This window comes from Streptococcus sp. DFI.7.26, assembly GCF_022240605.1.
Classification (GTDB): domain Bacteria; phylum Bacillota; class Bacilli; order Lactobacillales; family Streptococcaceae; genus Streptococcus; species Streptococcus xiaochunlingii.
Genome location: NZ_JAKOGN010000001.1, coordinates 345766 through 368542 on the forward strand (window position 1 = coordinate 345766; position 22777 = coordinate 368542).

At 45.4% G+C, this 22777-nt stretch carries 24 protein-coding genes and 1 tRNA gene; 21 read left to right on the forward strand and 4 right to left on the reverse strand.

Annotated features, from left to right (window positions below):
* Positions 1-32 precede the first annotated feature (32 nt).
* The 10 genes from uvrC to ldcB all read left to right on the forward strand — a co-directional run bounded on the left by uvrC (position 33) and on the right by ldcB (position 10480).
* A complete protein-coding gene (uvrC, locus tag L0M85_RS01745) occupies positions 33-1865 on the forward strand; it encodes an excinuclease ABC subunit UvrC (protein ID WP_238656310.1) in 1833 nt (610 codons plus the stop codon).
* Positions 1866-1960: 95 nt separating this feature from the next.
* A complete protein-coding gene (locus L0M85_RS01750) occupies positions 1961-2797 on the forward strand; it encodes a metallophosphoesterase family protein (RefSeq protein ID WP_238656311.1) in 837 nt (278 codons plus the stop codon).
* 79 nt (positions 2798-2876) lie between these two features.
* Positions 2877-3482: a nitroreductase family protein gene (locus tag L0M85_RS01755; protein ID WP_238656312.1), complete on the forward strand. Its 606-nt coding sequence runs from the start codon at positions 2877-2879 to the stop codon at positions 3480-3482.
* A gap of 134 nt (positions 3483-3616) precedes the next feature.
* Entirely contained in the window at positions 3617-5023 is a 1407-nt protein-coding gene (pepV, locus tag L0M85_RS01760) for a dipeptidase PepV (protein WP_238656313.1), read from the forward strand.
* Positions 5024-5075: 52 nt separating this feature from the next.
* Positions 5076-5669: a uracil-DNA glycosylase family protein gene (locus tag L0M85_RS01765; protein ID WP_238656314.1), complete on the forward strand. Its 594-nt coding sequence runs from the start codon at positions 5076-5078 to the stop codon at positions 5667-5669.
* 32 nt (positions 5670-5701) lie between these two features.
* Positions 5702-6193, forward strand: coding sequence for a prolyl-tRNA synthetase associated domain-containing protein (locus L0M85_RS01770; RefSeq protein WP_238656315.1), 492 nt, complete (start codon positions 5702-5704; stop codon positions 6191-6193).
* A gap of 21 nt (positions 6194-6214) precedes the next feature.
* On the forward strand, positions 6215-6496 hold the full coding sequence (locus L0M85_RS01775; RefSeq protein WP_238656316.1) for a rhodanese-like domain-containing protein: 282 nt from the start codon (positions 6215-6217) through the stop codon (positions 6494-6496).
* A 98-nt stretch (positions 6497-6594) separates the two neighbouring features.
* Positions 6595-7824: a DUF6574 domain-containing protein gene (locus tag L0M85_RS01780; protein WP_238656317.1), complete on the forward strand. Its 1230-nt coding sequence runs from the start codon at positions 6595-6597 to the stop codon at positions 7822-7824.
* Positions 7825-7905: 81 nt separating this feature from the next.
* Complete coding sequence (locus L0M85_RS01785) at positions 7906-9696, forward strand: hypothetical protein (RefSeq protein ID WP_238656318.1); 1791 nt, start codon at positions 7906-7908, stop codon at positions 9694-9696.
* A 10-nt stretch (positions 9697-9706) separates the two neighbouring features.
* Positions 9707-10480, forward strand: a complete 774-nt coding sequence (ldcB, locus tag L0M85_RS01790) for an LD-carboxypeptidase LdcB/DacB (protein ID WP_238656421.1) — start codon at positions 9707-9709, stop codon at positions 10478-10480.
* Positions 10481-10580: 100 nt separating this feature from the next.
* Here ldcB and L0M85_RS01795 read toward each other — a convergent pair whose 3' ends face one another.
* The 3 genes from L0M85_RS01795 to L0M85_RS01805 form a co-directional block, all read right to left on the reverse strand.
* Entirely contained in the window at positions 10581-10823 is a 243-nt protein-coding gene (locus L0M85_RS01795) for a type B 50S ribosomal protein L31 (protein WP_003016441.1), read from the reverse strand.
* Between the two features lie 222 nt (positions 10824-11045).
* Positions 11046-12056, reverse strand: coding sequence for a hypothetical protein (locus tag L0M85_RS01800; RefSeq protein WP_238656319.1), 1011 nt, complete (start codon positions 12054-12056; stop codon positions 11046-11048).
* Between the two features lie 182 nt (positions 12057-12238).
* The gene (locus L0M85_RS01805; protein ID WP_238656320.1) at positions 12239-13177 is read right to left on the reverse strand and encodes a bifunctional oligoribonuclease/PAP phosphatase NrnA; all 939 of its coding nucleotides are present in this window, start codon (positions 13175-13177) and stop codon (positions 12239-12241) included.
* A gap of 176 nt (positions 13178-13353) precedes the next feature.
* On the opposite strand from L0M85_RS01805, the gene L0M85_RS01810 reads away from it, so the two are divergent.
* The 7 genes from L0M85_RS01810 to L0M85_RS01840 all read left to right on the forward strand — a co-directional run bounded on the left by L0M85_RS01810 (position 13354) and on the right by L0M85_RS01840 (position 17813).
* Positions 13354-13797 carry a flavodoxin gene (locus tag L0M85_RS01810; protein WP_238656321.1) on the forward strand — a complete coding sequence of 148 codons (444 nt, stop codon included), beginning with the start codon at positions 13354-13356 and terminating at the stop codon, positions 13795-13797.
* A 130-nt stretch (positions 13798-13927) separates the two neighbouring features.
* Positions 13928-14200 (forward strand): chorismate mutase, encoded by a 273-nt coding sequence (locus L0M85_RS01815; RefSeq protein WP_238656322.1) that lies wholly within the window; start codon positions 13928-13930, stop codon positions 14198-14200.
* A 10-nt stretch (positions 14201-14210) separates the two neighbouring features.
* Positions 14211-15422, forward strand: coding sequence for a chloride channel protein (locus L0M85_RS01820; RefSeq protein WP_238656323.1), 1212 nt, complete (start codon positions 14211-14213; stop codon positions 15420-15422).
* 117 nt (positions 15423-15539) lie between these two features.
* Positions 15540-15887: a 50S ribosomal protein L19 gene (gene rplS, locus L0M85_RS01825; RefSeq protein ID WP_003003254.1), complete on the forward strand. Its 348-nt coding sequence runs from the start codon at positions 15540-15542 to the stop codon at positions 15885-15887.
* A 43-nt stretch (positions 15888-15930) separates the two neighbouring features.
* A tRNA-Arg gene (locus L0M85_RS01830) sits at positions 15931-16002 on the forward strand.
* Positions 16003-16242: 240 nt separating this feature from the next.
* Entirely contained in the window at positions 16243-16866 is a 624-nt protein-coding gene (locus L0M85_RS01835; protein ID WP_238656324.1) for a hypothetical protein, read from the forward strand.
* A 134-nt stretch (positions 16867-17000) separates the two neighbouring features.
* Positions 17001-17813 (forward strand): PrsW family glutamic-type intramembrane protease, encoded by an 813-nt coding sequence (locus L0M85_RS01840; RefSeq protein ID WP_238656325.1) that lies wholly within the window; start codon positions 17001-17003, stop codon positions 17811-17813.
* A 44-nt stretch (positions 17814-17857) separates the two neighbouring features.
* Here the strand turns inward: L0M85_RS01840 and mnmE are convergent, their stop codons facing one another.
* Entirely contained in the window at positions 17858-19231 is a 1374-nt protein-coding gene (mnmE, locus tag L0M85_RS01845) for a tRNA uridine-5-carboxymethylaminomethyl(34) synthesis GTPase MnmE (RefSeq protein WP_238656326.1), read from the reverse strand.
* A gap of 162 nt (positions 19232-19393) precedes the next feature.
* Here mnmE and rpiA point away from each other — a divergent pair, with 162 nt between their 5' ends.
* From rpiA to L0M85_RS01865, 4 genes are all read left to right on the forward strand, one after another.
* The gene (gene rpiA, locus L0M85_RS01850) at positions 19394-20071 is read left to right on the forward strand and encodes a ribose-5-phosphate isomerase RpiA (protein ID WP_238656422.1); all 678 of its coding nucleotides are present in this window, start codon (positions 19394-19396) and stop codon (positions 20069-20071) included.
* 126 nt (positions 20072-20197) lie between these two features.
* On the forward strand, positions 20198-21409 hold the full coding sequence (locus L0M85_RS01855) for a phosphopentomutase (RefSeq protein WP_238656327.1): 1212 nt from the start codon (positions 20198-20200) through the stop codon (positions 21407-21409).
* A 1-nt stretch (position 21410) separates the two neighbouring features.
* Positions 21411-21953 (forward strand): DUF1697 domain-containing protein, encoded by a 543-nt coding sequence (locus L0M85_RS01860; RefSeq protein ID WP_238656328.1) that lies wholly within the window; start codon positions 21411-21413, stop codon positions 21951-21953.
* Between the two features lie 13 nt (positions 21954-21966).
* Entirely contained in the window at positions 21967-22776 is an 810-nt protein-coding gene (locus L0M85_RS01865; RefSeq protein ID WP_061563907.1) for a purine-nucleoside phosphorylase, read from the forward strand.
* Position 22777 lies beyond the last annotated feature (1 nt).

The window sequence follows — 22777 nt, forward strand, 5'->3', positions numbered from 1 at the left end:
AATTGCCCCTCTTTTTTGCTATAATAGAGAGTATGAACAACTTGATTAAATCCAAGCTCGAGCTTCTACCGACGAGTCCGGGCTGTTACATTCACAAAGATAAGAACGGTACCATCATCTATGTGGGGAAGGCCAAAAATCTCCGCAATCGGGTGCGGTCCTATTTCAGAGGGAGCCACGATACCAAGACGGAAGCGCTGGTATCTGAGATTGTGGATTTTGAGTTTATCGTTACCGAGTCCAATATTGAGGCCTTGCTTCTTGAGATTAACCTCATCAAGGAGAACAAGCCCAAGTACAATATCATGCTCAAGGATGATAAGTCTTATCCCTTCATCAAGATTACCAATGAGCGCTATCCGCGTCTGATTATCACGCGCCAGGTCAAAAAGGATGGTGGTCTCTATTTCGGTCCCTATCCAGACGTAGGGGCAGCCAATGAGATTAAGCGACTTTTGGATCGGATTTTTCCTTTTCGAAAGTGTACCAATCCGCCTTCTAAGGTCTGCTTTTACTACCATCTAGGGCAGTGTATGGCCCACACGGTCTGCCATAAGGATGAGGCCTATTTCAAGGGCATGGCTCAGGAGGTTTCTGATTTCCTCAAGGGGCAGGATGACAAGATTATCGATGAGCTCAAGGTCAAGATGACTACGGCAGCGCAAAACATGGAATTTGAGCGGGCGGCCGAGTATCGGGATCTGATCCAGGCCATCGGAACCCTGCGGACCAAACAGCGGGTCATGGCCAAGGATTTGCAGAACCGGGATGTCTTTGGCTACTATGTGGACAAGGGCTGGATGTGTGTGCAGGTCTTCTTTGTCCGTCAGGGCAAGCTGATCGAGCGGGATGTCAATCTCTTCCCTTACTACAATGATCCGGACGAGGATTTCTTGACCTATGTGGGTCAATTTTACCAGGAGAAATCTCACCTGATCCCCAATGAACTCCTGATCCCTCATGATATTGATGAGGAAGCGGTCAAGGCCCTTGTGGATACCAAGGTCCTCAAGCCCCAGCGTGGGGAGAAGAAGCAGTTGGTCAATCTGGCCATCAAAAATGCACGTGTCAGTCTGGAGCAGAAGTTCAATCTCCTTGAAAAATCCATGGAAAAGACCCAAGGTGCTATTGAAAATCTTGGAAAACTCCTGCAAATCCCAACTCCTGTGCGGATTGAGTCTTTTGATAACTCCAACATCATGGGGACCAGTCCGGTCTCTGCTATGGTAGTCTTTGTCAATGGAAAGCCAAGCAAAAAAGACTATCGCAAGTACAAGATCAAGACTGTCGTCGGGCCAGATGACTATGCCAGCATGCGGGAGGTCATCCGTAGACGCTACAGCCGAGTCATGAGGGATGGCCTGACGCCACCAGATCTAATCGTCATCGATGGGGGTCAGGGGCAAGTCAATATTGCTAAGCAAGTCATCCAAGAGGAGTTAGGACTGGACATTCCTATTGCAGGACTTCAGAAGAATGACAAGCACCAAACCCATGAATTGCTCTTTGGTGATCCTCTCCAAGTCATCGAACTCTCTCGGACTTCGCAGGAATTTTTCCTCCTGCAACGGATCCAGGATGAAGTTCACCGTTTCGCTATCACCTTCCACCGCCAACTACGATCCAAGAATTCCTTCTCCTCCCAGTTGGACGGTATCGACGGTTTAGGCCCAAAACGCAAGCAGTTGCTGATGAAGCACTTCAAGTCACTGACCAAAATCAAAGAAGCTACTGTGGATGAGATTGTCACAGTCGGGATCCCACGAGCAGTGGCGGAGGCAGTGCAAGAAAAGCTCCATCAAGGAAAGCAAGCAGAAGCAAGTCCCTTGATGGAAGTGGCGGAGCCTTCCCAAGGATTTGAGTAATTGCACCATCCATTTTCATGGATGGTTTTCACTTTTTGTACTCATTTTTGTTATACTAAATGCACACAGATTTTTCAATCCATAAAGGAGTAGTTATGAACCATCGAATCGCTATTTTATCTGATATCCACGGAGATACGACAGCTCTTGAGGCAGTGATTGCGGATGCGCATGCTCAAGGAGCGACAGAATATTGGCTTTTAGGGGACATTTTGCTACCGGGGCCTGGAAGAGATGACCTTTTTGAGTTGCTGGATGCGATTCCGATCACAGCGGCTGTTCGAGGAAATTGGGACGATTGTCTCTTAGAAGCTTTAGATGGCGAGTACGGTCTTGAGGATCCGCAGGAGATCCAGCTTCTTCGTCTCACTCAGTATGTCATGGAAGGACTGGAACCTAAACGGATCGATTGGCTTCGCTCCCTTCCTTTGGTAGAGAAAAAGGAGGTCAACGGCATTCGTTTTTCACTGACCCACAACTTGCCAGAAAAGAATTATGGTGGGGACTTGCGTCCAGCTAATGCGACGGAGAACTTTGACCAACTGCTGGATGACCAGACAGATATGGCCATCTACGGTCATGTCCACAAGCAGTTGCTTCGCTATGGCAGTCAGGGCCAGCAGATTCTTAATCCAGGAACTATTGGCATGCCTTATTTTGACTGGATGCCCCTACAAAACCATAGAGCCCAATATGCGCTGATCGATGTTGAAGAAGATGGGGTGACCAACCTGCACTTTTGTAAGGTAGCTTATGACTATGAAGCAGAGCTCCAAGATGCCAAGGACAAGGGACTCCCTTTTATTGAGATGTATGAAGAATTGAGACGAGAGGATAACTATCGGGGTCATAACAATGAGCTCCTCGCAAGGTTGAATAAGCAGTATGGTTATGACCAAGACGTCAAGTACTTCTATGATTTTCTTTCCTAAATGATCAATGAAAAAACTCTGCAAGCTCTTTCATTTTGTGTTAAAATAGAGGTAATAGAATTAGAAAAGGAAGTTAACTATGAAATTCCTAGAACTCAACAAAAAACGTCATGCGATCAAGCATTTTACAGACCAGCCGGTCGATCCAAAGGATGTACGGACAGCTATTGAAATTGCGACCTTGGCTCCAAGTGCGCACAATAGCCAACCATGGAAATTCGTGGTCGTTCGTCAGAAAAATGCAGAATTGGCAAAAGTAGCTTATGGTGGGAACTATGACCAAGTCATGGAAGCACCTGTGACGATTGCTCTCTTTACGGATACCGATTTGCAACGTCGGGCTCGGAAGATTGCGCGTGTCGGTGGGGTCAAGAACTTCACAGAGGAGCAGTTGCAATACTTCATGCAGAACCTTCCTGCAGAATATGCTCGCTACAATGAACAACAGATTAGCGATTACTTGGCATTGAATGCTGGATTGGTCGCAATGAACTTGGTATTGGCCTTGACGGACCAAGGGATCAGCTCAAACATCATCCTTGGCTTTGACAAATCAAAAGTCAATGAAGTCCTGGAAATCGAAGAGCGTTTCCGTCCAGAACTCTTGATTACTGTCGGCTATGCTGCTGAGAAGGTAGAACCTAGCTACCGCTTGCCAGTAGACGAAATCATTGAAAAACGCTAATAGAAACTGAAAGAACCGGATGGTCTCGTCTCTACGATACAAGTCCGGTTTTCTAGAATCCTTTGGTAGACTGGTGGACAGTCGCTGATGGGATTTTGGAGGATTCAATTTAAATCGAAATAACGGAGGAATGCATGACAACAATTGACTTTAAAGCAGAAGTAGAAAAACGTCGCGAAGAAATGATGGCTGACCTTTTCAGCCTCTTAGAAATCAACTCAGAACGGGATGACAGCCAAGCAGATGCGACTCACCCTTATGGACCTGGACCAGTCAAAGCTCTTGAGAAATTCTTGGAAATTGCTGAGCGTGATGGCTACGAAACAACCAACGTGGATAACTATGCTGGACACTTCACCTTTGGACAAGGGGAAGAAGAGCTAGGAATCTTTGCCCACATGGACGTGGTACCTGCTGGTAGTGGCTGGAACACAGACCCTTACAAACCTGAGATTATCGATGGCAAGCTCTATGCGCGTGGTTCATCTGATGACAAGGGGCCTACAGTAGCTTGTTACTACGGTTTGAAGATTATTAAGGATCTGGGATTACCTGTATCTAAGCGCGTGCGCTTCGTAGTCGGTACAGATGAAGAGTCTGGTTGGGGCGATATGGACTACTATTTCAAACACGTCGGCCTTCCTGATCCAGACTTTGGTTTCTCTCCAGATGCGGAATTCCCAATCATCAACGGGGAAAAAGGAAACATTACCGAGTATCTCCACTTCGGTGGTCAAAACACAGGTCAAGCGCATCTTCATAGCTTCACCGGTGGCCTTCGTGAAAACATGGTACCTGAGTCAGCAACTGCAGTCGTTTCTGGGCAATTGCCAGATTTAGTGGATCTCCTTGATGCCTTTGCCAATGAACACCAACTTCGTTATGAAGTGTCTACAGTAGATGCAGACCAGTACAAGCTCACTATTATCGGGAAATCTGCCCACGGATCTACTCCAGAAGCTGGAATCAATGGAGCGACCTACTTGGCTCTCTTCTTGAACCAGTTTGACTTCGGTGGAGATGCAAAAGCATACTTGCAGGTGTCAGCTTCTCTTCTTCATGAAGACTTTGCTGGTGAGAAGCTTGGCATTGCCCATATAGATGAGAAGATGGGGGCTCTCAGCATGAATGCGGGTGTCTTCAACTTCGATGAAAACAGCTCAGATAACACCATCGCCTTGAACATTCGTTACCCTAAAGGAACAGATCCAGAAACCATCAAAGCTGGACTTGAAAAAGTAGAAGGAGTGGCATCTGTCAGCTTGTCTGCCCACGGCCACACCCCTCACTATGTTCCTATGGAAGATGAATTGGTCTCAACGCTTTTGCGTGTCTATGAAAAACAAACCGGACTGAAAGGTCATGAGCAAGTAATCGGTGGCGGAACCTTTGGTCGTCTATTAAAACGCGGGGTTGCCTTCGGTGCCATGTTCCCAGACTATGTGAACACAATGCACCAAGCCAATGAATTTGCGGATGTAGAAGATCTCTACCGTGCAGCTGCAATCTACGCAGAAGCCATCTACGAACTCATCAAATAAGACGCTACTCAGTCGGCACTTGCTGGCTGAGTTTTTGCTTAGAGGAGGAGAAATGGAGCAACTAGAGCGGATCAAAGAGGCCATCATTGCTGATCCACAAAACAAAGACTATACGGATAAAGGGATTGAGCCCTTATTTGCGGCACCAAAAACTGCTCGGATCAATATTATTGGACAAGCGCCTGGGCTCAAGACCCAAGAAGCAGGTCTCTATTGGAAGGACAAGAGTGGAGACCGTCTAAGGGAGTGGTTAGGAGTCGATGAAGAAACCTTCTATCATTCGGGTCTATTTGCGGTCATTCCCATGGATTTTTATTTCCCAGGGCATGGCAAGTCAGGGGACTTGCCACCTCGCAAGGGCTTTGCGGAAAAGTGGCACCCTCAACTCCTCAAGGAGTGTCCGGATATTGAGCTGACTCTCTTGATCGGCCAGTACGCCCAAGCCTACTATCTCCATGAGAAGGTTAGTGGCAAGGTGACAGAGCGGGTGCGTCGTTACAAGGACTACCTGCCCGACTATTTCCCTCTGGTCCATCCATCGCCTCGCAATCAGATCTGGATGGCCAAGAATCCTTGGTTTGAGGCAGAAGTGGTGCCCGCTCTCCAGGCTCGAGTCCAGCAGATTTTAGCAAAGCACACAAAATAATAGTTAGTGAGTATCATAAAAGGAGATATTCTATGGATGCATATCAAAAAGTCAAAGACAAATTGGACCAACTAGGGATTAATTTTGATGTGGTGGAACACCCGCCAGTGCTAACTACTGAGCAGGCCGACTCCTATATTGAAGGTCTAGAAGGGGTCCGGACCAAGTCCATGTTTTTGACCAACAAAAAGAAAACCCAGTACTATCTGCTCATCATGGATGACCAGAAACTCTTGGATATGGATGACTTCAAAGAGCAAGTAGGAGCTAATCGGATCCGTATGGCTTCAGTTGAATCTCTAGCAGAAAAAATGCAATTACCAGCTGGGACAGTATCCCCATTTGGCTTGTTAAACAATGAAGAGAAAGATATTCTCGTCTATTTTGATCAGGATATTGTGTCAGAAGAAATCATGACCTTCCATCCTAATACCAATGAAAAGACCATCTTTATCAAAACCCAAGACCTATTCCGCTTTTTAGAGTCCATTGACTTTAACTATGAAATACTAACCTTGCCATAGTGGCATCAAAAAGGAGAAATCATGAAAGAAATTCCATTTAATGACTTTTTAACAAAGTACCAATCAGGAGAAATTACCGTCGTCGATGTCCGTGAACAGGAGGAATATGATGCTCTTCATCTGGACGGAGTGACCTTACTTCCCTTATCAGTGTTGGCAGAACGCTATTCAGAGCTGAATAAAGTCCAAGCCTATTATGTCATCTGCAAGTCTGGTCGGCGCTCGGCCCGTGCCTGTCAATTTTTGGAAGAAGCGGGCTATGACGTGACCAACGTCCAAGGTGGCATGGATGCATTGGAATAGCTGGGATATCCTAGCTTGTGAATTCGGGTAGAACATTGAATTCTAGTGGAAATTTTTATATAATATATCTGTATTTTGTTTTATAAGGAGATTATTTTATGATCAAACAGGATTGGCTTGATTACTTTGAAGCTGTGAACGGTCGTTCAGCAACTGAAGCAGAGATCGCTCAAGCATTGGCTGCAGGTGAGTTCCAAGAAGAACAGGTAGCCCAAGAAGCTTCACAATTTGTAGGTGCTCCAGTAGCTCCAGACCAAGTAAACGCTGGATTTGTTGCTGCTCCAGCTGCACCAGAAGAAGTGACTTCTCAATTTGCTGCTGCCCCAGAAGCACCACAATTCGCTGCTGCTCCAGCAGCACCAGTGCAAGAAGCACCACAATACACTGCTGCGCCAGAAGCACCAGTACAAGAGGCACCACAATTCGCTGCTGCACCAGAAGCACCAGTGCAAGAGGCACCACAATACACTGCTGCCCCAGAAGCACCAGTACAAGAAGCACCACAGTTCAATGCTGCTCCAGAAGCACCAGTGCAAGAGGCACCACAGTTCAATGCTGCCCCAGAAGCACCAGTCTTTGGTGCTCAACCAAATAGCTTCCAACAAGCGCCTCAACAACAGCCACAACCAGGGTTTGGTCAACCAGCTCCAGGTCAAGGTTTCCAACAAGCACCTTATCCAGGGCAACCTCAACCAGGTCAAGCCTATTATGCACAACCTGCTCAACCAAATGCTTTTGGTCAAGCGATGAAAGGATTCTGGTCATGGATTGTATCTGCTTTGGCTCGCCCAACAGTAGAAAATCAACCGAAAATCTTGAACGGTATCCTTCATTATGTCTTAACAGCATTTATCCTTAGCCTCTCACTTTTCTTCGTGGCGAGTGCCTTCCCATACGCTCAAGTAGGATTTACTGCTTACTTGTTGATCGTCATTGTAACTTTCTTTACAATTTACGCCACTCAATTAACTGGTTTCTTGGTTCGTAACCTTGTCTTGCAAGATAAAGAATACACCTACAAACGTTCATTTGATGAGTTTGCTCGTTTGTCTATCTATGCCTTGCCTGCATCCCTCATTGTCTTGATCCTTTCTCTAGTGAAGTACTTTGAAGGATTTAGCTTCCTTCTATCTTTGATCTTCGTTCTCTATTTCTTGGGCTTGCTTTATACCGTTTACCAAGGTTTGAACAGAACAAAATTCAAGGCTGACAAATTCTTGTTACTCCTTGCTTCTACAGCAGTCATTCTTGTCATTTTCACAATCGTTGGCATCATTGACAGACGCATTTTAGAACAAGTATCCTTCTATATCGCTTCCTTCTTCTAATTGGATAGGGAGACTGTCATAAAATTCTTGTTCATACACATATCGGATAAAAAATATTTTAGGTTTTAGGAGAACATACCGATGAACAAAAAATGGGTAGAATTATTTGAAAAAGTGATCGGTCGCAAACCTACTCCTGAAGAATTCATTGCCGGAAGAGATTCCGGCTTTGATTTTAAGGCAATTAAATCAATTGCTGGAGTAGCTATCGACCAAGTGGCTTCAGAAGTGCCAGTGCAAGGAGAGCAGGAACCAGTAGAAGAGCCTGTAAATCCTCTTCAACAGCCATGGGAAGAGCATTTCGTTGCCCTCTATGGACGTGCACCGCTTCCAGAAGAGATCGAATCAGCTCGTAGTCAGAACTTTGAAATCGTGGAAGGACCTGCTCCGGCGATTAACTTTGATGAGACCAATCAAACAACACAGGTCTTCGCACCAGTGGAAAGCCCTTCAGAGGCCCCAGAAAGCCTGTCCCAACCAGTTGCAGTCGTAGCGGCAGCAGAAGTACCAGAGCAAGAAGAAGCTGTCAAGAAAGGCAAGAAAAAGAAAGAAAAGAAAGTCAAAAAAGAGAAAAAGGGCAAGAAAAAGAAAGTCTTCTTCTTCAGTATTTTGACTTTGTTGGTCTTGACCTTGTCTGGTCTAGGCTATTACTTCTCATCAACTACAGGCCCACAGGTGACAGTGGACAAATTAGTCACAGCCATTGAACAAAAAGATTACCGGGAAGTGGCTAGCATCCTTTCAAATGATAAGGATAAGTGGACCAAGGAAGAAGCTCAAGGCTTGCTAGACTATATGACTGCTCAGAAGATTGATGTGATTTACGAATTAGATCATATCGCCCAGTCTTCAAAAACAGGGATCGTCAAGGATAAAAATCAGAATCTACTGATTGGAATCGAGAAGGCGGATAAGAAATTCGGTATCTTCCAAGAATACCGCATCGAGACCTATCCACTTGAAGTCACAGCGACTACGAATCTGGATGATGCCAAGCTTAAGACCAGTGATAAAGAGTCGACAGTGCTCAAAAAGAACCAAACGACCAAACTTGGTAAGGTTCACTTTGCACCACGAGATATGCAACTAGACGGTAAGACCGAAGTTGGAAAGATCTCTAGTGAGGTCAAGCTAGATCCAGCTCAAGCTTCGAAGAATAAGCTGGACTTGACCTTCAATTCTGAGAAACGTCTTCTTGAAATTGAATTCCCAGAGGAAGTCAGCAATCCAACGGATATCAAGGTGGCCGTGAATGGCAAGGAAGTCGGCACAAGTACCCTATTTGAAGTCGATGTCGTAGCCCATCAAGAAATCGAGGTCCATGCAGTCTTTAGTGTCAACAATGAGAGCTATACAACTGAAAAGGCCAAGGTTACGATCGGTGAAACTCCGGATGATGATGAAGTCATCACTTTGAAGCTTTCTAAGGATGTAGCCAAACGATTAAAAGATGTAGAAACAGTTCGTAAAGCCAAGGAAGAAGAAGCCAAGAAGGCAGAAGAGAAGAAAACTGCTATCACCTCCTTCCTCCAAGACTACCGGACAGAAATCTTCTCATCTGTTTCAAGCAGATCCAACACCTACTCCAAGTACTATGACACTTCAAGTGATGCCTATAAGGAAATGGTGGAGTGGACAACAGGTGGCGGAGTCAAGAAGGCTGAAATTGACTACTATACACCAGGTGTTTTCAATGTTCTCAGCGTTACCGAAGAGAATGGAATGGTGATAGTGAAAACCCATGAAGAATATACTGTGCACTATGTGACCAGCCGAAAAGATAGCCAGAGTAGCAAGGACAAGACCTACACCCTGAAACCTGTAGGGGATACTTACGTGATTACGGCTATTGCGGTCACAGCTGGTAATTAGGAGGTTTATGATGAAATTAAGCATGACAAAATGGACTCTTGCTGGCCTGGTTCTGTTGAGCCTAGGTGCTTGTGGCCAACAGAAGGAGTCAAAGAGCTCATCTCAAAAAGAGCCTGCTTCCAGTAAGCAAGTCGCTCAGTCGTCAGCCAGCAAAGAAACCAGTGCTTCTGAAGCAACTTCATCTGACGATAACAAAAAGTCAACGAAGAAGGCAGGCGAAGTAACGGTGGACCAAGGTGTTTCCTTTAATGGCTCTTATTACAGTGTCCAAGGAAAGTCTGGAGATATCGTCATTGCTAACAAGCACTACCCCTTAGCTGCAGACTACAATCCAGGTGAGGATCCAACGGCTGTTGCGGCCTTGCACGAGTTGATCACGGCCATGCAGGCTGAAGGGTATGCTATCAGCGATCAGTACAGTGGTTTCCGTAGTTATGAGACCCAAGTAGATCTCTACCAAAGCTATGTCAATCAAGACGGTGCCGCTGCAGCAGATCGCTACTCAGCTCGTCCTGGCTATAGCGAGCACCAGACAGGTCTAGCATTTGACCTCATCGATACCAGTGGCAATCTCGTTCAAGAACAAGGCGCAAGCAAATGGTTGCTCAAGAACGCTGCCAAGTATGGCTTTATCGTCCGTTATCAAGAAGGAAAAGAAGCGAGCACGGGCTACATGCCGGAAAGCTGGCACCTTCGCTATATCGGAGAAGACGCAAAAGATGTCGCAGCATCAGGAAAAAGCTTAGAAGAATACTTCAACTTTACCGGTGGCGACTACGAATAACAAGAAAACCGCTCTTTCAGGAACCTGAAGGAGCGGTGTTTTTATGTTGGGCAGAACAAGAAAAAACCACTGCCAAGTGGAAGTGGTTTTGATGGGTTTCTTATTTGAGACCGTATTTTTTGTTGAAACGATCCACACGTCCATCTGCTTGAGTGAACTTTTGACGTCCAGTGTAGAATGGGTGTGAGTCTGATGAAATTTCAACACGGATCAATGGGTAAGTTTCACCTTCGAATTCAACAGTCTCGCTAGAGTACTTAGTTGAACCACTAAGGAACTTGTAACCAGTAGTAGTGTCCATGAAGACAACAGGGCGATATTCTGGATGGATATCTTTTTTCATTTTGCAATATTTCCTTTCTGCCATGGTCTCTTTCCGAGCCATAGATTGTTACTAAGCTAGTGTATCAAAAACAAAAGAGTTTGGCAAGGATTTTTACCAAATTTTTCGCATTTTATAAAGAAAAAAAGTGGGAGAAGCTCATCCTATTAGGCAAGCTTTTCCCACTCTGACCAACACCCCTAGTAAGGAAATGTTGGACATGCATGATTAATAGAAATCTATTTATTCTTGACCAGGTTCAGTAGTTGGCTGTTCTGGTTGTTGAGGTTGCTGTTGCTCTTGTGGTTGCCAAGCTTGTTGAGGTGCTTGTTGGAAACCTTGTTGAGGCTGTTGAGGTGCTTGTTGGAACCCTGGTTGAGGTTGTTGAGGCGCTTGTTGGAACCCTTGTCCTGGAGCAGGTTGACCAAACCCTTGTTGCGGTTGTTGCCATTGTTGTTGATTAGGTTGACCAAACCCTTGTTGAGGTGCTTGTTGGAACCCTTGTCCTGGGGCAGGTTGACCAAACCCTTGTTGCGGTTGTTGGAATCCTTGTCCTGGGGCAGGTTGACCAAACCCTTGTTGAGGTGCTTGTTGGAACCCTTGTCCTGGGGCAGGCTGACCAAATCCTTGTTGAGGTGCTTGTTGGAACCCTTGTCCTGGAGCAGGTTGACCAAATCCTTGTTGAGGCGCTTGTTGGAATCCTTGTCCTGGAGCAGGCTGACCAAACCCTTGTTGTGGTTGTTGCCATTGTTGCTGACCAGGTTGACCCGGTTGTTGTGGTGATTGGACAGATGATGCAACAGATTGGGCAAATCCTCTACTTGTTGATGCAAGTTCTTGGAATGTCCCTTTAGTGATTTTACCACCAGACATCGCAAGAAGTCCTGTGATCACAATAGCAATACTTGCAATGACTGCAATAATCAAACCAAAACCAATAGAAAAGCCATCACCGAATTCAGATGAAGCACCCAAAACTCTAAACATAGTGATGATCGTAATTAAGCTTTCAAGAATACCGATAGCAATGACACCAATGGAAAAATTCTTGTTCATTGGTGGAGCAATGTTTGGAAGACAAGCTAGAACGATGGCACCAATAGCTAGGACAACGATGACCCATCCAAATTCACCTCGAATTCCACTGAAAGAATAACTTCCAAAGGATCCACCATTAAGTGTACTCCATGGCAAAAAGGTAGAAATGGCAGTAAGAGCTGCTGCGACAATGATAAAAATACGATGTTTATGCATAAAACGTCTCCTTTTTTGTGATTATTATAGCATAAATAAGCTCAAACTGGAATGGAAATCTAAGAAATCGTTCACATTTTTCTAAATGTTATTAAAATTCATTCGTTTTTGTTTAAAATGAAAAAAAGCCAATCATCTCCACTAGAGATGACTGACCTGTGTATTTGATTCTTCATGAATATCTACTTTGCCTTAGCAACTTCTTGTAGTTCCCGATAGATTTGCTCGTTTTCTTCTAAGGAATATGAATTGGCACCACTGGCGAGTGGGTGGCCTCCACCATCGTGGCGTTTGGCAATCTCGTTGATCACCAGAGCTTTACTTCTCATACGGACGCGGTAGTGGCCATCAGCTTGCTCGACAAAAATAGCCCAGACGCTGACGTCTTCGATTCGACCAGGTGCTGAGACGATCGCAGCAGTCTCGGCATCTGTGATTTGGTAATGTTTGAGGAGCTCTTGGGTAAGGGTCACGCGACTTGCTCCATTTTCATCGATTTCGAGATTGTCATAGACATAGCCTTGAAGCTTGGCAATCTTAGAGCTCATGCTGTCCATCTGACGAGAAAGACCGGCAAAGTCAAAGTCAAAGCTACGAAGGTGGGCAACCATCTCGAAAGTCCGGCTTGTCGTCGAAGGGTAGAGGAAGCGTCCAGTATCTCCGACAATACCGGCATAGAGGAGACGGGCCGCTTCTGGACTGATCTCAAGCTGTTGTTCAAGAGCGAAGAGGGTGATGAGTTCACTCGTAGAGCTCGAGTCTGTATCTACCCAGAGGAGATCTCCGTAGGCATCGTCGTTTGGATGGTGGTCAATCTTGATCAGAAAATCGCCGCTTGTGTAGCGTTTGTCATCGATGCGAGGGGTGTTGGCAGTATCGCAGACAATGACCAGGGCACCTGCATAGTCTTCATCTGTGACAGTATCCATACTAGCCATCCAAGCAAGAGTTGGCTCATTAAAGCCGGTAGCTAAGACTCTTTTGTCTGGGAAGTTGGTCTGGATGATTTCTTTCAGGCCGACCTGGCTTCCAATCGCGTCCGGATCGGGATTCATATGACGGTGAAGGATAATGGTATCGTATTGGTTGATTTTCTCTAAAATGTCCTGTGTAATCTGCATATAGTACCTCATTTAGTTCTCATTCAATTTTAGCATAAGGCGGGCATTTGGAAAAGAAAAAGGTTGTCTAGCCTCAGGTGGACAATTTCCGAACAATGCTAGACTCCCAGTACTGGACTATGCAAAATGCGCGCGAAAGTGGTATAATGTCATAAGATTATTATTTGGAGGGAATTATGACATTAGCAAAGATTGTTTTTGCAAGTATGACAGGAAATACAGAAGAGATTGCTGATATCGTTGCAGATAAGTTTCGTGATCTTGGTGTCGAGGTAGAAGTCGACGAATGTACAACAGTAGACGCAGAGGACTTTCTTGAAGCTGATATTGCAGTCGTAGCGACCTATACCTACGGTGATGGTGAGCTTCCTGACGAAATCGTTGACTTTTATGAAGACTTAGCTGGTCTTGACTTGAACGGTAAGATCTACGGTGTCGTTGGTTCAGGTGATACCTTCTACGACGAGTTCTGTAAGGCGGTCGATGACTTTGATCGTGTCTTTGCAGCGACTGGTGCAGTTAAAGGTTCTGAGTGCGTCAAAGTGGATCTGTCAGCTGAAGACGAAGATATTGAAAAATTAGAAGCTTTTGTAGAAGAACTCGCAGCAAAAGTCGGCTAATCCATAGCTAAGAAAGGTGTTTGCATGTGGCAGGCACTTTTTTATGGCTGAAAACCTTCAATAGCTGGATAGGGCTAGTAAGATTGCCCGATTTTTGATAAAATGGGTAGCAAAAAGTGAGGAGGCCAGTATGGAATTAGAGAAGATTCGCCAAGAGATTGATAGTATTGATAAAGAATTGGTCCATTTATTGGAACACCGGATGCACTGTGTGGAAGATGTCATTCGCTACAAAGAAACCCATCAAAATCCTGTCTTGGACCGGGCTAGAGAAGATGAGGTCTTAGCCAATGTAGCAGGCTTGGTCCAGGAGCAACGCTATGAGGAAACCATCCTTGCCACTTATCGGGATTTGATGAAGCGCTCCAGAGGCTTCCAGGCTGATCAATTAGATGTGGACTAGGGTGCCTGTGATGACGATGATTAAAAGAACTTTAGTTTATACCCTAGATGCCCTCCTGATCGGAGCGGTTGTTGGGGTGATAGATACCCTCTTTGGGCGTGTCTTGATCGGGATTGGAGAAGTTCGCACGGATTACCTTCTCTATCTCTTACCCTTTCTGCCTCTAGCAGGTATCTTGATCACCTATCTCAATCGCACCTATGGTGGCAAGAGTCAAAAAGGGATGGAGCTCCTCTTTGAAGTGGGTGAGGGAAGGGAGAAAAACATTCCCAAGCGCTTGATCCCCTTGACCATCCTCTCTACCTGGATGACGCATCTCTTTGGTGGATCCGCTGGTCGAGAAGGAGTGGCGGTCCAGCTCGGTGGGACAGTGGCCCATGCTCTACGAAGAGAGGAACTTGGCCCAGACGCTTCACGGATCTATTTGGTCACTGGGATGGCTGCTGGCTTTGGTGGACTCTTTCAGACGCCCTTAGCTGCCATCTTCTTTGCCATGGAAGTCCTAGTGATAGGGAGACTAGAATGGCGTGCTCTCTATCCTGCGACCATCGCAGCCTTTGTCGCTAGTTGGACCTCTCATACCTTGGGGCTAGAGAAATTCACCCAGGTCATTTCAGATAAGCTCTCCCTATCGCCTCACGTAGTCTTGCAGTTGCTGGTCTTAGGAGTGATCTTTGGTCTGACAGGTAAGCTCTTTGCCTATCTCCTAGGTCGGTTTAAACAAAGCTTTGCCAAGGTCTTTGCCAATCCCTATGTGCGGATTGGAGTGGTCGGTCTCGGCCTCAGTATCCTCTTGTATCTGATTGGGACAGGTCGCTATACGGGACTGGGGACCAATCTGATCTCCCAAAGCTTTGAAGGAGCTGAAGGGAAGAGCTTGATCACTGGGGCAGACTGGATCCTCAAGCTCCTATTTACAGTGACGACCATTGCTACAGGCTATAAGGGAGGAGAAGTGACCCCGCTCTTTTCTATCGGGGCGAGTCTGGGTGTCTGGCTAGCTCCTTTCTTTGGACTTCCGATTTATCTAGTAGCAGCCTTAGGCTATGCGGCGGTCTTCGCAGGAGCAACGTCGACGACGATCGGCCCCATCCTGATCGGTTGTGAGGTCTTTGGTTTCCAGCATTGGCCAGCCTTTCTCTTGGTCTGTCTGGTGGCTACGCGTCTCTTTCCAGCCCTGTCTATCTATGGTGGACAAAAAGTTGCGAAAAAGTTGCAATAATCCTTTACAAAAGGACATTCTTTTGGTATTATAAACTTTGTGCGTAATGGAAGCACAAAAATACAGTTTATCCGCTGGGGGAGTAGCCCTCAAGATTGACGAAGATAGGAGAATAAAATGAATCCATTAATCCAAAGCTTGACTGAAGGTCAACTTCGTACTGATATCCCTGCATTCCGTCCTGGTGACACTGTTCGTGTACACGCGAAAGTTGTCGAAGGATCTCGTGAACGTATCCAGATCTTTGAAGGCGTTGTTATCGCTCGTAAAGGTCAAGGACACACTGAAATGTACACTGTTCGTAAAATCTCTAACGGTGTCGGTGTTGAACGTACATTCCCAGTACACACTCCACGTGTAGAAAAGATTGAAGTTGTACGTTACGGTAAAGTACGTCGTGCGAAATTGTACTACCTTCGTGCATTGCAAGGTAAAGCAGCTCGTATTAAAGAAATCCGTCGTTAAGACGAACAAGGAGGCGGGAGTGATCTCGCTTCTTTTTTTATAGGTCCCCTTAGTTCAATGGATATAACAACTCCCTCCTAAGGAGTAGTTGCTGGTTCGATTCCGGCAGGGGACAGAAGTAGAAAGAAAACACTGAAGATTCAGTGTTTTTTTGTTGGCTTATACAAGGATGGATCTTTGAGAAAGTGCTTGTATGGTATAATAGTGGAAGAAGAGAACAATTGATTTCACTTACTGAGCAAATGTGGGTTGCCTTGAGAGGGAAACTTTCAGAGGATGATGTATTGTCATTGAAATAGCTTATAAATTCGTAAACCATATGGGAATGTGGTAGCTAGACTGAAAGGAGTAGGTCATGGGGAAAATGAATCAGTCAGCCAAGATGGGAACACCAAAGAAAGCCTCCATTGGAGCCTTAGTTGTGGGGAAAAATCTCTCTGATTTTCTTGTGTACGGATCGACCATCTTCTGGATTTTCTTTCTGATGCCAGGGTTCTTCTTGCTGAGTTTTGTCTTCTTGTTTTTCACTGGTGAGTCCAATGCAAAAGGCTCAGACTTTCCAATTTTTCTCTACTATATCTTTATCATTCTCTTTTTCGCGCTGATTATGGGCTTGCTTTGGCTAGGATTCAAGTATCTGAAAGGGTTTGATAACTACCTAAGAAGTATCTTGATAAAAGATGTCAGTGATCAAGAGCTGTTGACCAAGTTGGAGATAGCAGATGAGGGTGAGCGGCTCAGAGCTTTGACCCAATGCTTAATCCATGAAAGCTACCAGCATCAAGTACGAGTAGGGAATGTCGATGTAAGGGAAGAAAAAAGCTGGGTCATGAAGAAGCAGTATCGAATGACAATCGTTACAGACTGGGGACCTTTTAAGAAGATCCCGCTCCAAGTCGTCCCAGTGGAGAAGGTGGAAAAAGCGATCCATCAGGACGATACCTTTGCAGAAATTAGCCAACCAAAATGGGAAGATTAGAAAATGATGAATTGTAGATTATTGCCTTTATGATTTCCATTTATTGTTTTTTTAAGGTTTTATTGTTACAATATCCATATAGACAAAAAGACTGGGCTTCCAGCCTTTTTAATTGTTTTTAAGAAAGGTTTTTTATGAAACGCAAATCGATTTTGTTTCTATTTTTATTTTTGCTCTCCATTGGTCTGGCCTATGAGACGCAGTCTATCACTGCTGGTTGGATGACTGGCAGTCAGTATGGGATCATTGGTGTCTCTGTCCTCTTGCTCTTATTTTATGCGATTCCTGCTGTTTGGGCTCTCTTTCATTTTGCCAAGAAGTGGAAGTTGTCCTGGATTCCGGTCCTCTTTTCTCTTTTAGGTGGGGGCTTTATCGCAGGTTGGCTGTCTAGTTTTGCCAATACCTATTTCCATGAGATGATTCAGGCAGTAGCGCCTAATAGTGATTTTTGGAACCAGTATGAGAGTGCCATCGCAGGGCCCCTCTTTGAGGAACCCTTCAAGTTGATTCCAATCTTCTTTGTTCTCTATTTATTCAATGTGCGTCGGATCAAATCCATCTTCCTTTTAGCGATTGCATCTGGTCTTGGTTTCCAGATTGTGGAGGACTTTGCTTATATCCGTCAAGATATGCCAGAAGGTTTCTCTTATGCAGTATCTGGTATCCTAGGTCGGATCATGAACGGGGTCGTATCTCACTGGGCCTACACAGCTCTTTTCATGGTGGGTCTCTACCTGATTCTTCAAGCGACAAAAGGTCGCAAGGAGTTGATGCTGACGGGTTGGTTCTATTTTATTTCTGGCTTTGGTCTTCACTTTGTCGGCAATTCACCATTTGGCCAAATCGAGACAGAACTCCCTCTCGCCATTCCATTCTTGACAGCAGTAGGACTCTTCTTGATCTACCAAGCCTACCTCACAGTCCAAAGTCTGGACCAAGGAAATTAAGAATAGAAAAATCGTATGTTTGCAACATACGATTTTTTTGGTGGTTATTTTCCAAGACAGAACTGGCTGAAGAGTTGGGTGATGAGCTCGTCTGGAGCAGCGTCTCCTGTGATCTCTCCAAGGATTTCCCAAGTACGGGTCAGGTCGACTTGAAGTAGATCTACTGGCATGCCCATAGCCAGGCCTTCGTTGACTGCTTGGAGGCTTTCAACGGCTTTCTCAATGAGAGAGATGTGGCGGGCATTGGAGAGATAAGTAGCATCTTGCTCGACAAGGCCAGCGTTTTCGAAGAAGAGGGCATTGATCCGGTCTTCGATCTGGTTGATATTCTGGTTTTTCAGAACAGAAATTTTGATATGATCAGCAGGAATCTCGCCCAACTCGATTTGTTGCGGGAGATCAACCTTGTTGAGGAGGATGATGCGGTTGCTGTCTTGAGAGATTTCAAGGAGCTGGCGATCTTGATCTGTCAAGGGTTCACTGGCATTGAGAACCAGGAGGACCAGGTCGGCTTCTTTAAGGGCTTTGCGAGAGCGCTCCACCCCGATGCGTTCGACGATGTCCTCGGTCTCGCGGATCCCAGCTGTGTCGACCAGCTTGAGAGGAACACCGTTGATGTTGACGTATTCCTCGATGACGTCACGGGTTGTCCCTTCGATATCGGTCACGATAGCTTTTTCCTCACGCAGGAGGTTGTTGAGAAGGCTGGACTTACCGACGTTTGGCCGGCCGATGATAGCAGTAGAGATCCCTTCGCGGAGGATCTTGCCTCGGCGAGCTGTCTTGAGGAGATTGGTCAAGAGGGCTTCAAACTCAGTCGTCTTCTCACGGATGATCTCGGTCGTTGCTTCCTCGACATCGTCGTACTCAGGATAGTCGATGTTGACTTCGACCTGGGCCAGAGTATTGAGGATTTCTTGGCGCGTGTTGTTGATGAGATCAGAGAGGGATCCGTCCAACTGTTTGACAGCGATGTTCATAGCTTTGTCAGTCTTAGCTCGGATAATATCCATGACCGCCTCAGCCTGGGTCAAATCGACACGACCATTGAGGAAGGCCCTCTTGGTAAATTCACCTGGCTCAGCTAATCGAGCACCTTCGCGGATCACCAATTGTAGGATTTCATTGGTCACAGCAATCCCACCGTGAGTGTTGATCTCGATGATATCTTCGCGAGTGAAGGTCTTAGGAGAGCGCATGGCTCCTACCATGACCTCATCCAGAATCTCATCCTTATCTGGATCCACGATATGGCCGTAGTTGAGGGTATGGCTAGCCACGCTGGACAAGTCTTTACCCTTGAAGATCTTTTGTGCGATTTTAAAGCTGTCTGTTCCACTCAAGCGGACGATTCCGATAGCTCCCTCACCGAGCGGAGTCGAGATCGCAGCGATAGTATCAAATTCTCTAGTAATCATGTATCTTCTCTTTTCCTGTGTATTCCCTTCTATTCTATCGTAAACTAGCAAGAGGGGCAAGATATTGCTTTTAGAAGGAGAAGTTGAAAAGGTTTTCAGTTAACTAGTGAAATCTGTCGTCCAATGTGCTATACTAAATATGAATAGAAATGGAGGTCTATGATGGTAAACCTAAAAGAACAGGTAGGGATTAAGGCGGCTGAGTTTGTTACTGACGGCATGATTGTCGGTCTTGGTACAGGGTCAACTGCTTATTATTTTGTGGCTGAATTGGGGCGTCGTATCAAGGAAGAAGGCTTGAAGATTACTGCTGTAACGACCTCAAGCGTGACCTATGAACAGGCAGAAGGCTTGGGAATTCCTCTCAAAGCCATTGACGATGTCGAAGTGGTGGACTTGACCGTAGATGGTGCGGATGAAGTAGACCCTGCTTTGAACGGGATCAAAGGTGGAGGCGGTGCCCTCTTGATGGAGAAAATCGTTGCGACCAACTCAAAAGACTGCATCTGGATTGTTGATGAGTCTAAACAAGTGGAGACGCTTGGTGCCTTTAAACTACCAGTAGAAGTGGTTCAATACGGAGCAGAGAATCTTTTCCGTCATTTTGAGAAGAAGAGTTATTCACCAGCTTATCGTGAGAAAGATGGCCAGCGCTTTGTGACCGACCAAGGCAACTTTATCATTGATTTGGATTTGAAAGTGATTCCAGATGCTGAAGCCTTAGCAGAAGAGTTGGACCGGACTGTCGGTGTTGTCGACCATGGTCTCTTCTTAGGAATGGTTTCTAAAGTCATCGTAGGGACACCAGAAGGTCCAAAAATCATTAGCAAATCACTTTAAAAAGGGCATTTTGTCCTTTTTTCTACGGATATGAAACTTATTTATAAAAAATTATATGAAAGCGTTACATTTTCAAAAATTTGTGTTATACTGTATTCAGTTTAAATTATAAAGGAGACATTCAAAATGCCAAAATATAATCGTATGCATTTAGTTGTATTGGATTCAGTAGGGATCGGAGCAGCTCCAGATGCTAATAACTTTGTCAATGCCGGTGTACCTGATGGCGCATCTGACACACTTGGACACATCTCAAAAGCAGTTGGTTTGAATGTACCAAACATGGCAAAGCTAGGTCTTGGAAATATTCCGCGTGAACAACCCTTAAAAACTGTACCTGCTGAGAGCAATCCAACTGGTTACGCAACGAAGTTAGAAGAAGTCTCTCTTGGAAAAGATACCATGACAGGTCACTGGGAAATCATGGGTCTTAATATTACAGAACCATTTGATACTTTCTGGAATGGATTCCCAGAAGAAATTATTACAAAGATTGAAGAATTCTCAGGTCGTAAGGTTATCCGCGAAGCTAACAAACCTTATTCTGGTACAGCTGTCATCGATGACTTCGGTCCACGTCAAATGGAAACAGGCGAGTTGATCATCTATACATCAGCTGACCCAGTTCTTCAAATCGCAGCTCACGAAGACATCATTCCTTTGGATGAACTCTACCGTATCTGTGAATACGCTCGTTCTATTACATTGGAACGTCCTGCTCTTCTTGGACGTATCATCGCCCGCCCTTATGTTGGAGAGCCAGGAAACTTCACACGTACGGCTAACCGTCGTGACTTGGCTGTTTCACCATTTGCGCCAACTGTTTTGGACAAATTGAATGAAGCTGGTATCAATACTTACTCAGTTGGTAAGATCAGCGATATCTTCAACGGCGCTGGTATCAACCACGATATGGGCCACAACAAATCAAACAGCCACGGGATTGACAACTTGATCAAAGCTATGAAATCAGAAGACTTCAAACATGGCTTTTCATTTACCAACTTGGTAGACTTCGATGCCCTATACGGACACCGTCGTGATCCACACGGTTACCGTGATTGCTTGCATGAGTTTGACGAGCGCTTGCCTGAAATTATCTCTGCCATGAAAGAAGATGATCTCTTGATGATCACGGCTGACCATGGAAATGACCCAACTTATGCTGGTACAGACCATACGCGTGAATACATCCCATTCTTGGCTTACAGTCCATCCTTCAAGGGTAGTGGCTTGATCCCAGTTGGACACTTTGCGGATATCTCAGCTACAGTTGCGGACAACTTCGGCGTTGAGAAAGCCATGATCGGTGAAAGCTTCTTAGATAAATTGGTCTAAGATGATGCGTTTTGCTTTACTCGTAAGAGGAATCAATGTTGGTGGCAAGAATAAGGTAGCCATGGCGGATCTGCGTCAGCAATTGACCGACCTAGGACTTGGCCAAGTGGAAACCTACATCAATAGTGGCAATATCTTCTTTACGACGGATCTTTCTCGATCTCAGTTAGTAGAGTGCCTGTCGACCTTCTTTGAGAACCATTATCCCTTTATTGAGCGTTTTTCTCTGCTGAGTCGAGAAGACTATGAAGCAGAATGTGCGAACTTGCCGAACTGGTGGACAGAAGAGATGGCTCGCAAGGATGTCCTCTTTTACACCGAGGGCTTAGATAGGGAATCCGTAGAAGAGAAGCTGCTGGCTTTAGAATTGGGAGAAGAAGTGCTCCACTTTGGCAAGGTAGCGCTTTTCTGGGGGAAATTCTCAGAAGAAAGCTATGCTAAAACGGCCTACCACAAACATCTGATGAAGATGCCTTTCTACCGCCAGATCACTATTCGCAACGCCAACACCTTTGACAAAATCGGTACATTACTTAAGAAATAATAGGAGGAACACAATGACATTATTAGCAAAAATCAATGAAACAGCAGCATTTTTGAAGGGCAAAGGAATCGAAGCTCCTGAGTTCGGTTTGATCCTTGGTTCAGGTCTTGGAGAATTGGCTGAAGAAATCGAAAATGCAGTCGTAGTAGACTACTCTGACATTCCAAACTGGGGTCAATCCACAGTAGTCGGACACGCTGGTAAATTGGTTTATGGTGATCTTGCTGGACGTAAGGTATTGGCCCTTCAAGGTCGTTTCCACTTCTACGAAGGAAACCCATTGGAAGTGGTGACTTTCCCAGTTCGTGTCATGAAAGTTTTGGGATGTGAAGGAGTGCTTGTCACCAACGCTGCAGGTGGTATTGGCTTCGGTCCTGGTACCTTGATGGCCATCACTGATCACATCAACATGACTGGTCAAAACCCATTGATTGGTGAAAACTTGGATGACTTTGGTCCACGTTTCCCTGATATGTCGAAAGCTTACACTCCAGAATACCGTGAGACTGCTCATCAAGTAGCGGACAAATTGGGTATTAAATTGGATGATGGAGTTTACATCGGTGTGACAGGTCCTACCTATGAAACTCCAGCTGAAATCCGTGCATATAAGACTCTTGGAGCAGATGCTGTCGGTATGTCAACTGTTCCAGAAGTTATCGTTGCTGCTCACTCTGGTTTGAAAGTTCTTGGTATTTCATGTATTACCAACTTTGCGGCTGGTTTCCAAGAAGAGCTCAACCACGAAGAAGTCGTAGAAGTGACAGAGCGCGTTAAGGGAGACTTCAAAGGTTTGCTAAAAGCGATTCTTGCTGAATTGTAAG

Coding starts and splice junctions, on each gene's coding strand:
- L0M85_RS01840 (WP_238656325.1), top strand. CDS start 17,001: ATGAAACGCAAATCGATTTTGTTTCTATTTTTATTTTTGCTCTCCATT.
- L0M85_RS01835 (WP_238656324.1), top strand. CDS start 16,243: ATGGGGAAAATGAATCAGTCAGCCAAGATGGGAACACCAAAGAAAGCC.
- mnmE (WP_238656326.1), bottom strand. CDS start 19,231: ATGATTACTAGAGAATTTGATACTATCGCTGCGATCTCGACTCCGCTC.
- L0M85_RS01865 (WP_061563907.1), top strand. CDS start 21,967: ATGACATTATTAGCAAAAATCAATGAAACAGCAGCATTTTTGAAGGGC.
- L0M85_RS01855 (WP_238656327.1), top strand. CDS start 20,198: ATGCCAAAATATAATCGTATGCATTTAGTTGTATTGGATTCAGTAGGG.
- ldcB (WP_238656421.1), top strand. CDS start 9,707: ATGAAATTAAGCATGACAAAATGGACTCTTGCTGGCCTGGTTCTGTTG.
- L0M85_RS01815 (WP_238656322.1), top strand. CDS start 13,928: ATGGAATTAGAGAAGATTCGCCAAGAGATTGATAGTATTGATAAAGAA.
- L0M85_RS01755 (WP_238656312.1), top strand. CDS start 2,877: ATGAAATTCCTAGAACTCAACAAAAAACGTCATGCGATCAAGCATTTT.
- L0M85_RS01860 (WP_238656328.1), top strand. CDS start 21,411: ATGATGCGTTTTGCTTTACTCGTAAGAGGAATCAATGTTGGTGGCAAG.
- L0M85_RS01785 (WP_238656318.1), top strand. CDS start 7,906: ATGAACAAAAAATGGGTAGAATTATTTGAAAAAGTGATCGGTCGCAAA.
- L0M85_RS01820 (WP_238656323.1), top strand. CDS start 14,211: ATGACGATGATTAAAAGAACTTTAGTTTATACCCTAGATGCCCTCCTG.
- L0M85_RS01780 (WP_238656317.1), top strand. CDS start 6,595: ATGATCAAACAGGATTGGCTTGATTACTTTGAAGCTGTGAACGGTCGT.
- L0M85_RS01810 (WP_238656321.1), top strand. CDS start 13,354: ATGACATTAGCAAAGATTGTTTTTGCAAGTATGACAGGAAATACAGAA.
- pepV (WP_238656313.1), top strand. CDS start 3,617: ATGACAACAATTGACTTTAAAGCAGAAGTAGAAAAACGTCGCGAAGAA.
- L0M85_RS01775 (WP_238656316.1), top strand. CDS start 6,215: ATGAAAGAAATTCCATTTAATGACTTTTTAACAAAGTACCAATCAGGA.
- L0M85_RS01765 (WP_238656314.1), top strand. CDS start 5,076: ATGGAGCAACTAGAGCGGATCAAAGAGGCCATCATTGCTGATCCACAA.
- L0M85_RS01800 (WP_238656319.1), bottom strand. CDS start 12,056: ATGCATAAACATCGTATTTTTATCATTGTCGCAGCAGCTCTTACTGCC.
- uvrC (WP_238656310.1), top strand. CDS start 33: ATGAACAACTTGATTAAATCCAAGCTCGAGCTTCTACCGACGAGTCCG.
- rplS (WP_003003254.1), top strand. CDS start 15,540: ATGAATCCATTAATCCAAAGCTTGACTGAAGGTCAACTTCGTACTGAT.
- L0M85_RS01750 (WP_238656311.1), top strand. CDS start 1,961: ATGAACCATCGAATCGCTATTTTATCTGATATCCACGGAGATACGACA.
- L0M85_RS01795 (WP_003016441.1), bottom strand. CDS start 10,823: ATGAAAAAAGATATCCATCCAGAATATCGCCCTGTTGTCTTCATGGAC.
- rpiA (WP_238656422.1), top strand. CDS start 19,394: ATGGTAAACCTAAAAGAACAGGTAGGGATTAAGGCGGCTGAGTTTGTT.
- L0M85_RS01805 (WP_238656320.1), bottom strand. CDS start 13,177: ATGCAGATTACACAGGACATTTTAGAGAAAATCAACCAATACGATACC.
- L0M85_RS01770 (WP_238656315.1), top strand. CDS start 5,702: ATGGATGCATATCAAAAAGTCAAAGACAAATTGGACCAACTAGGGATT.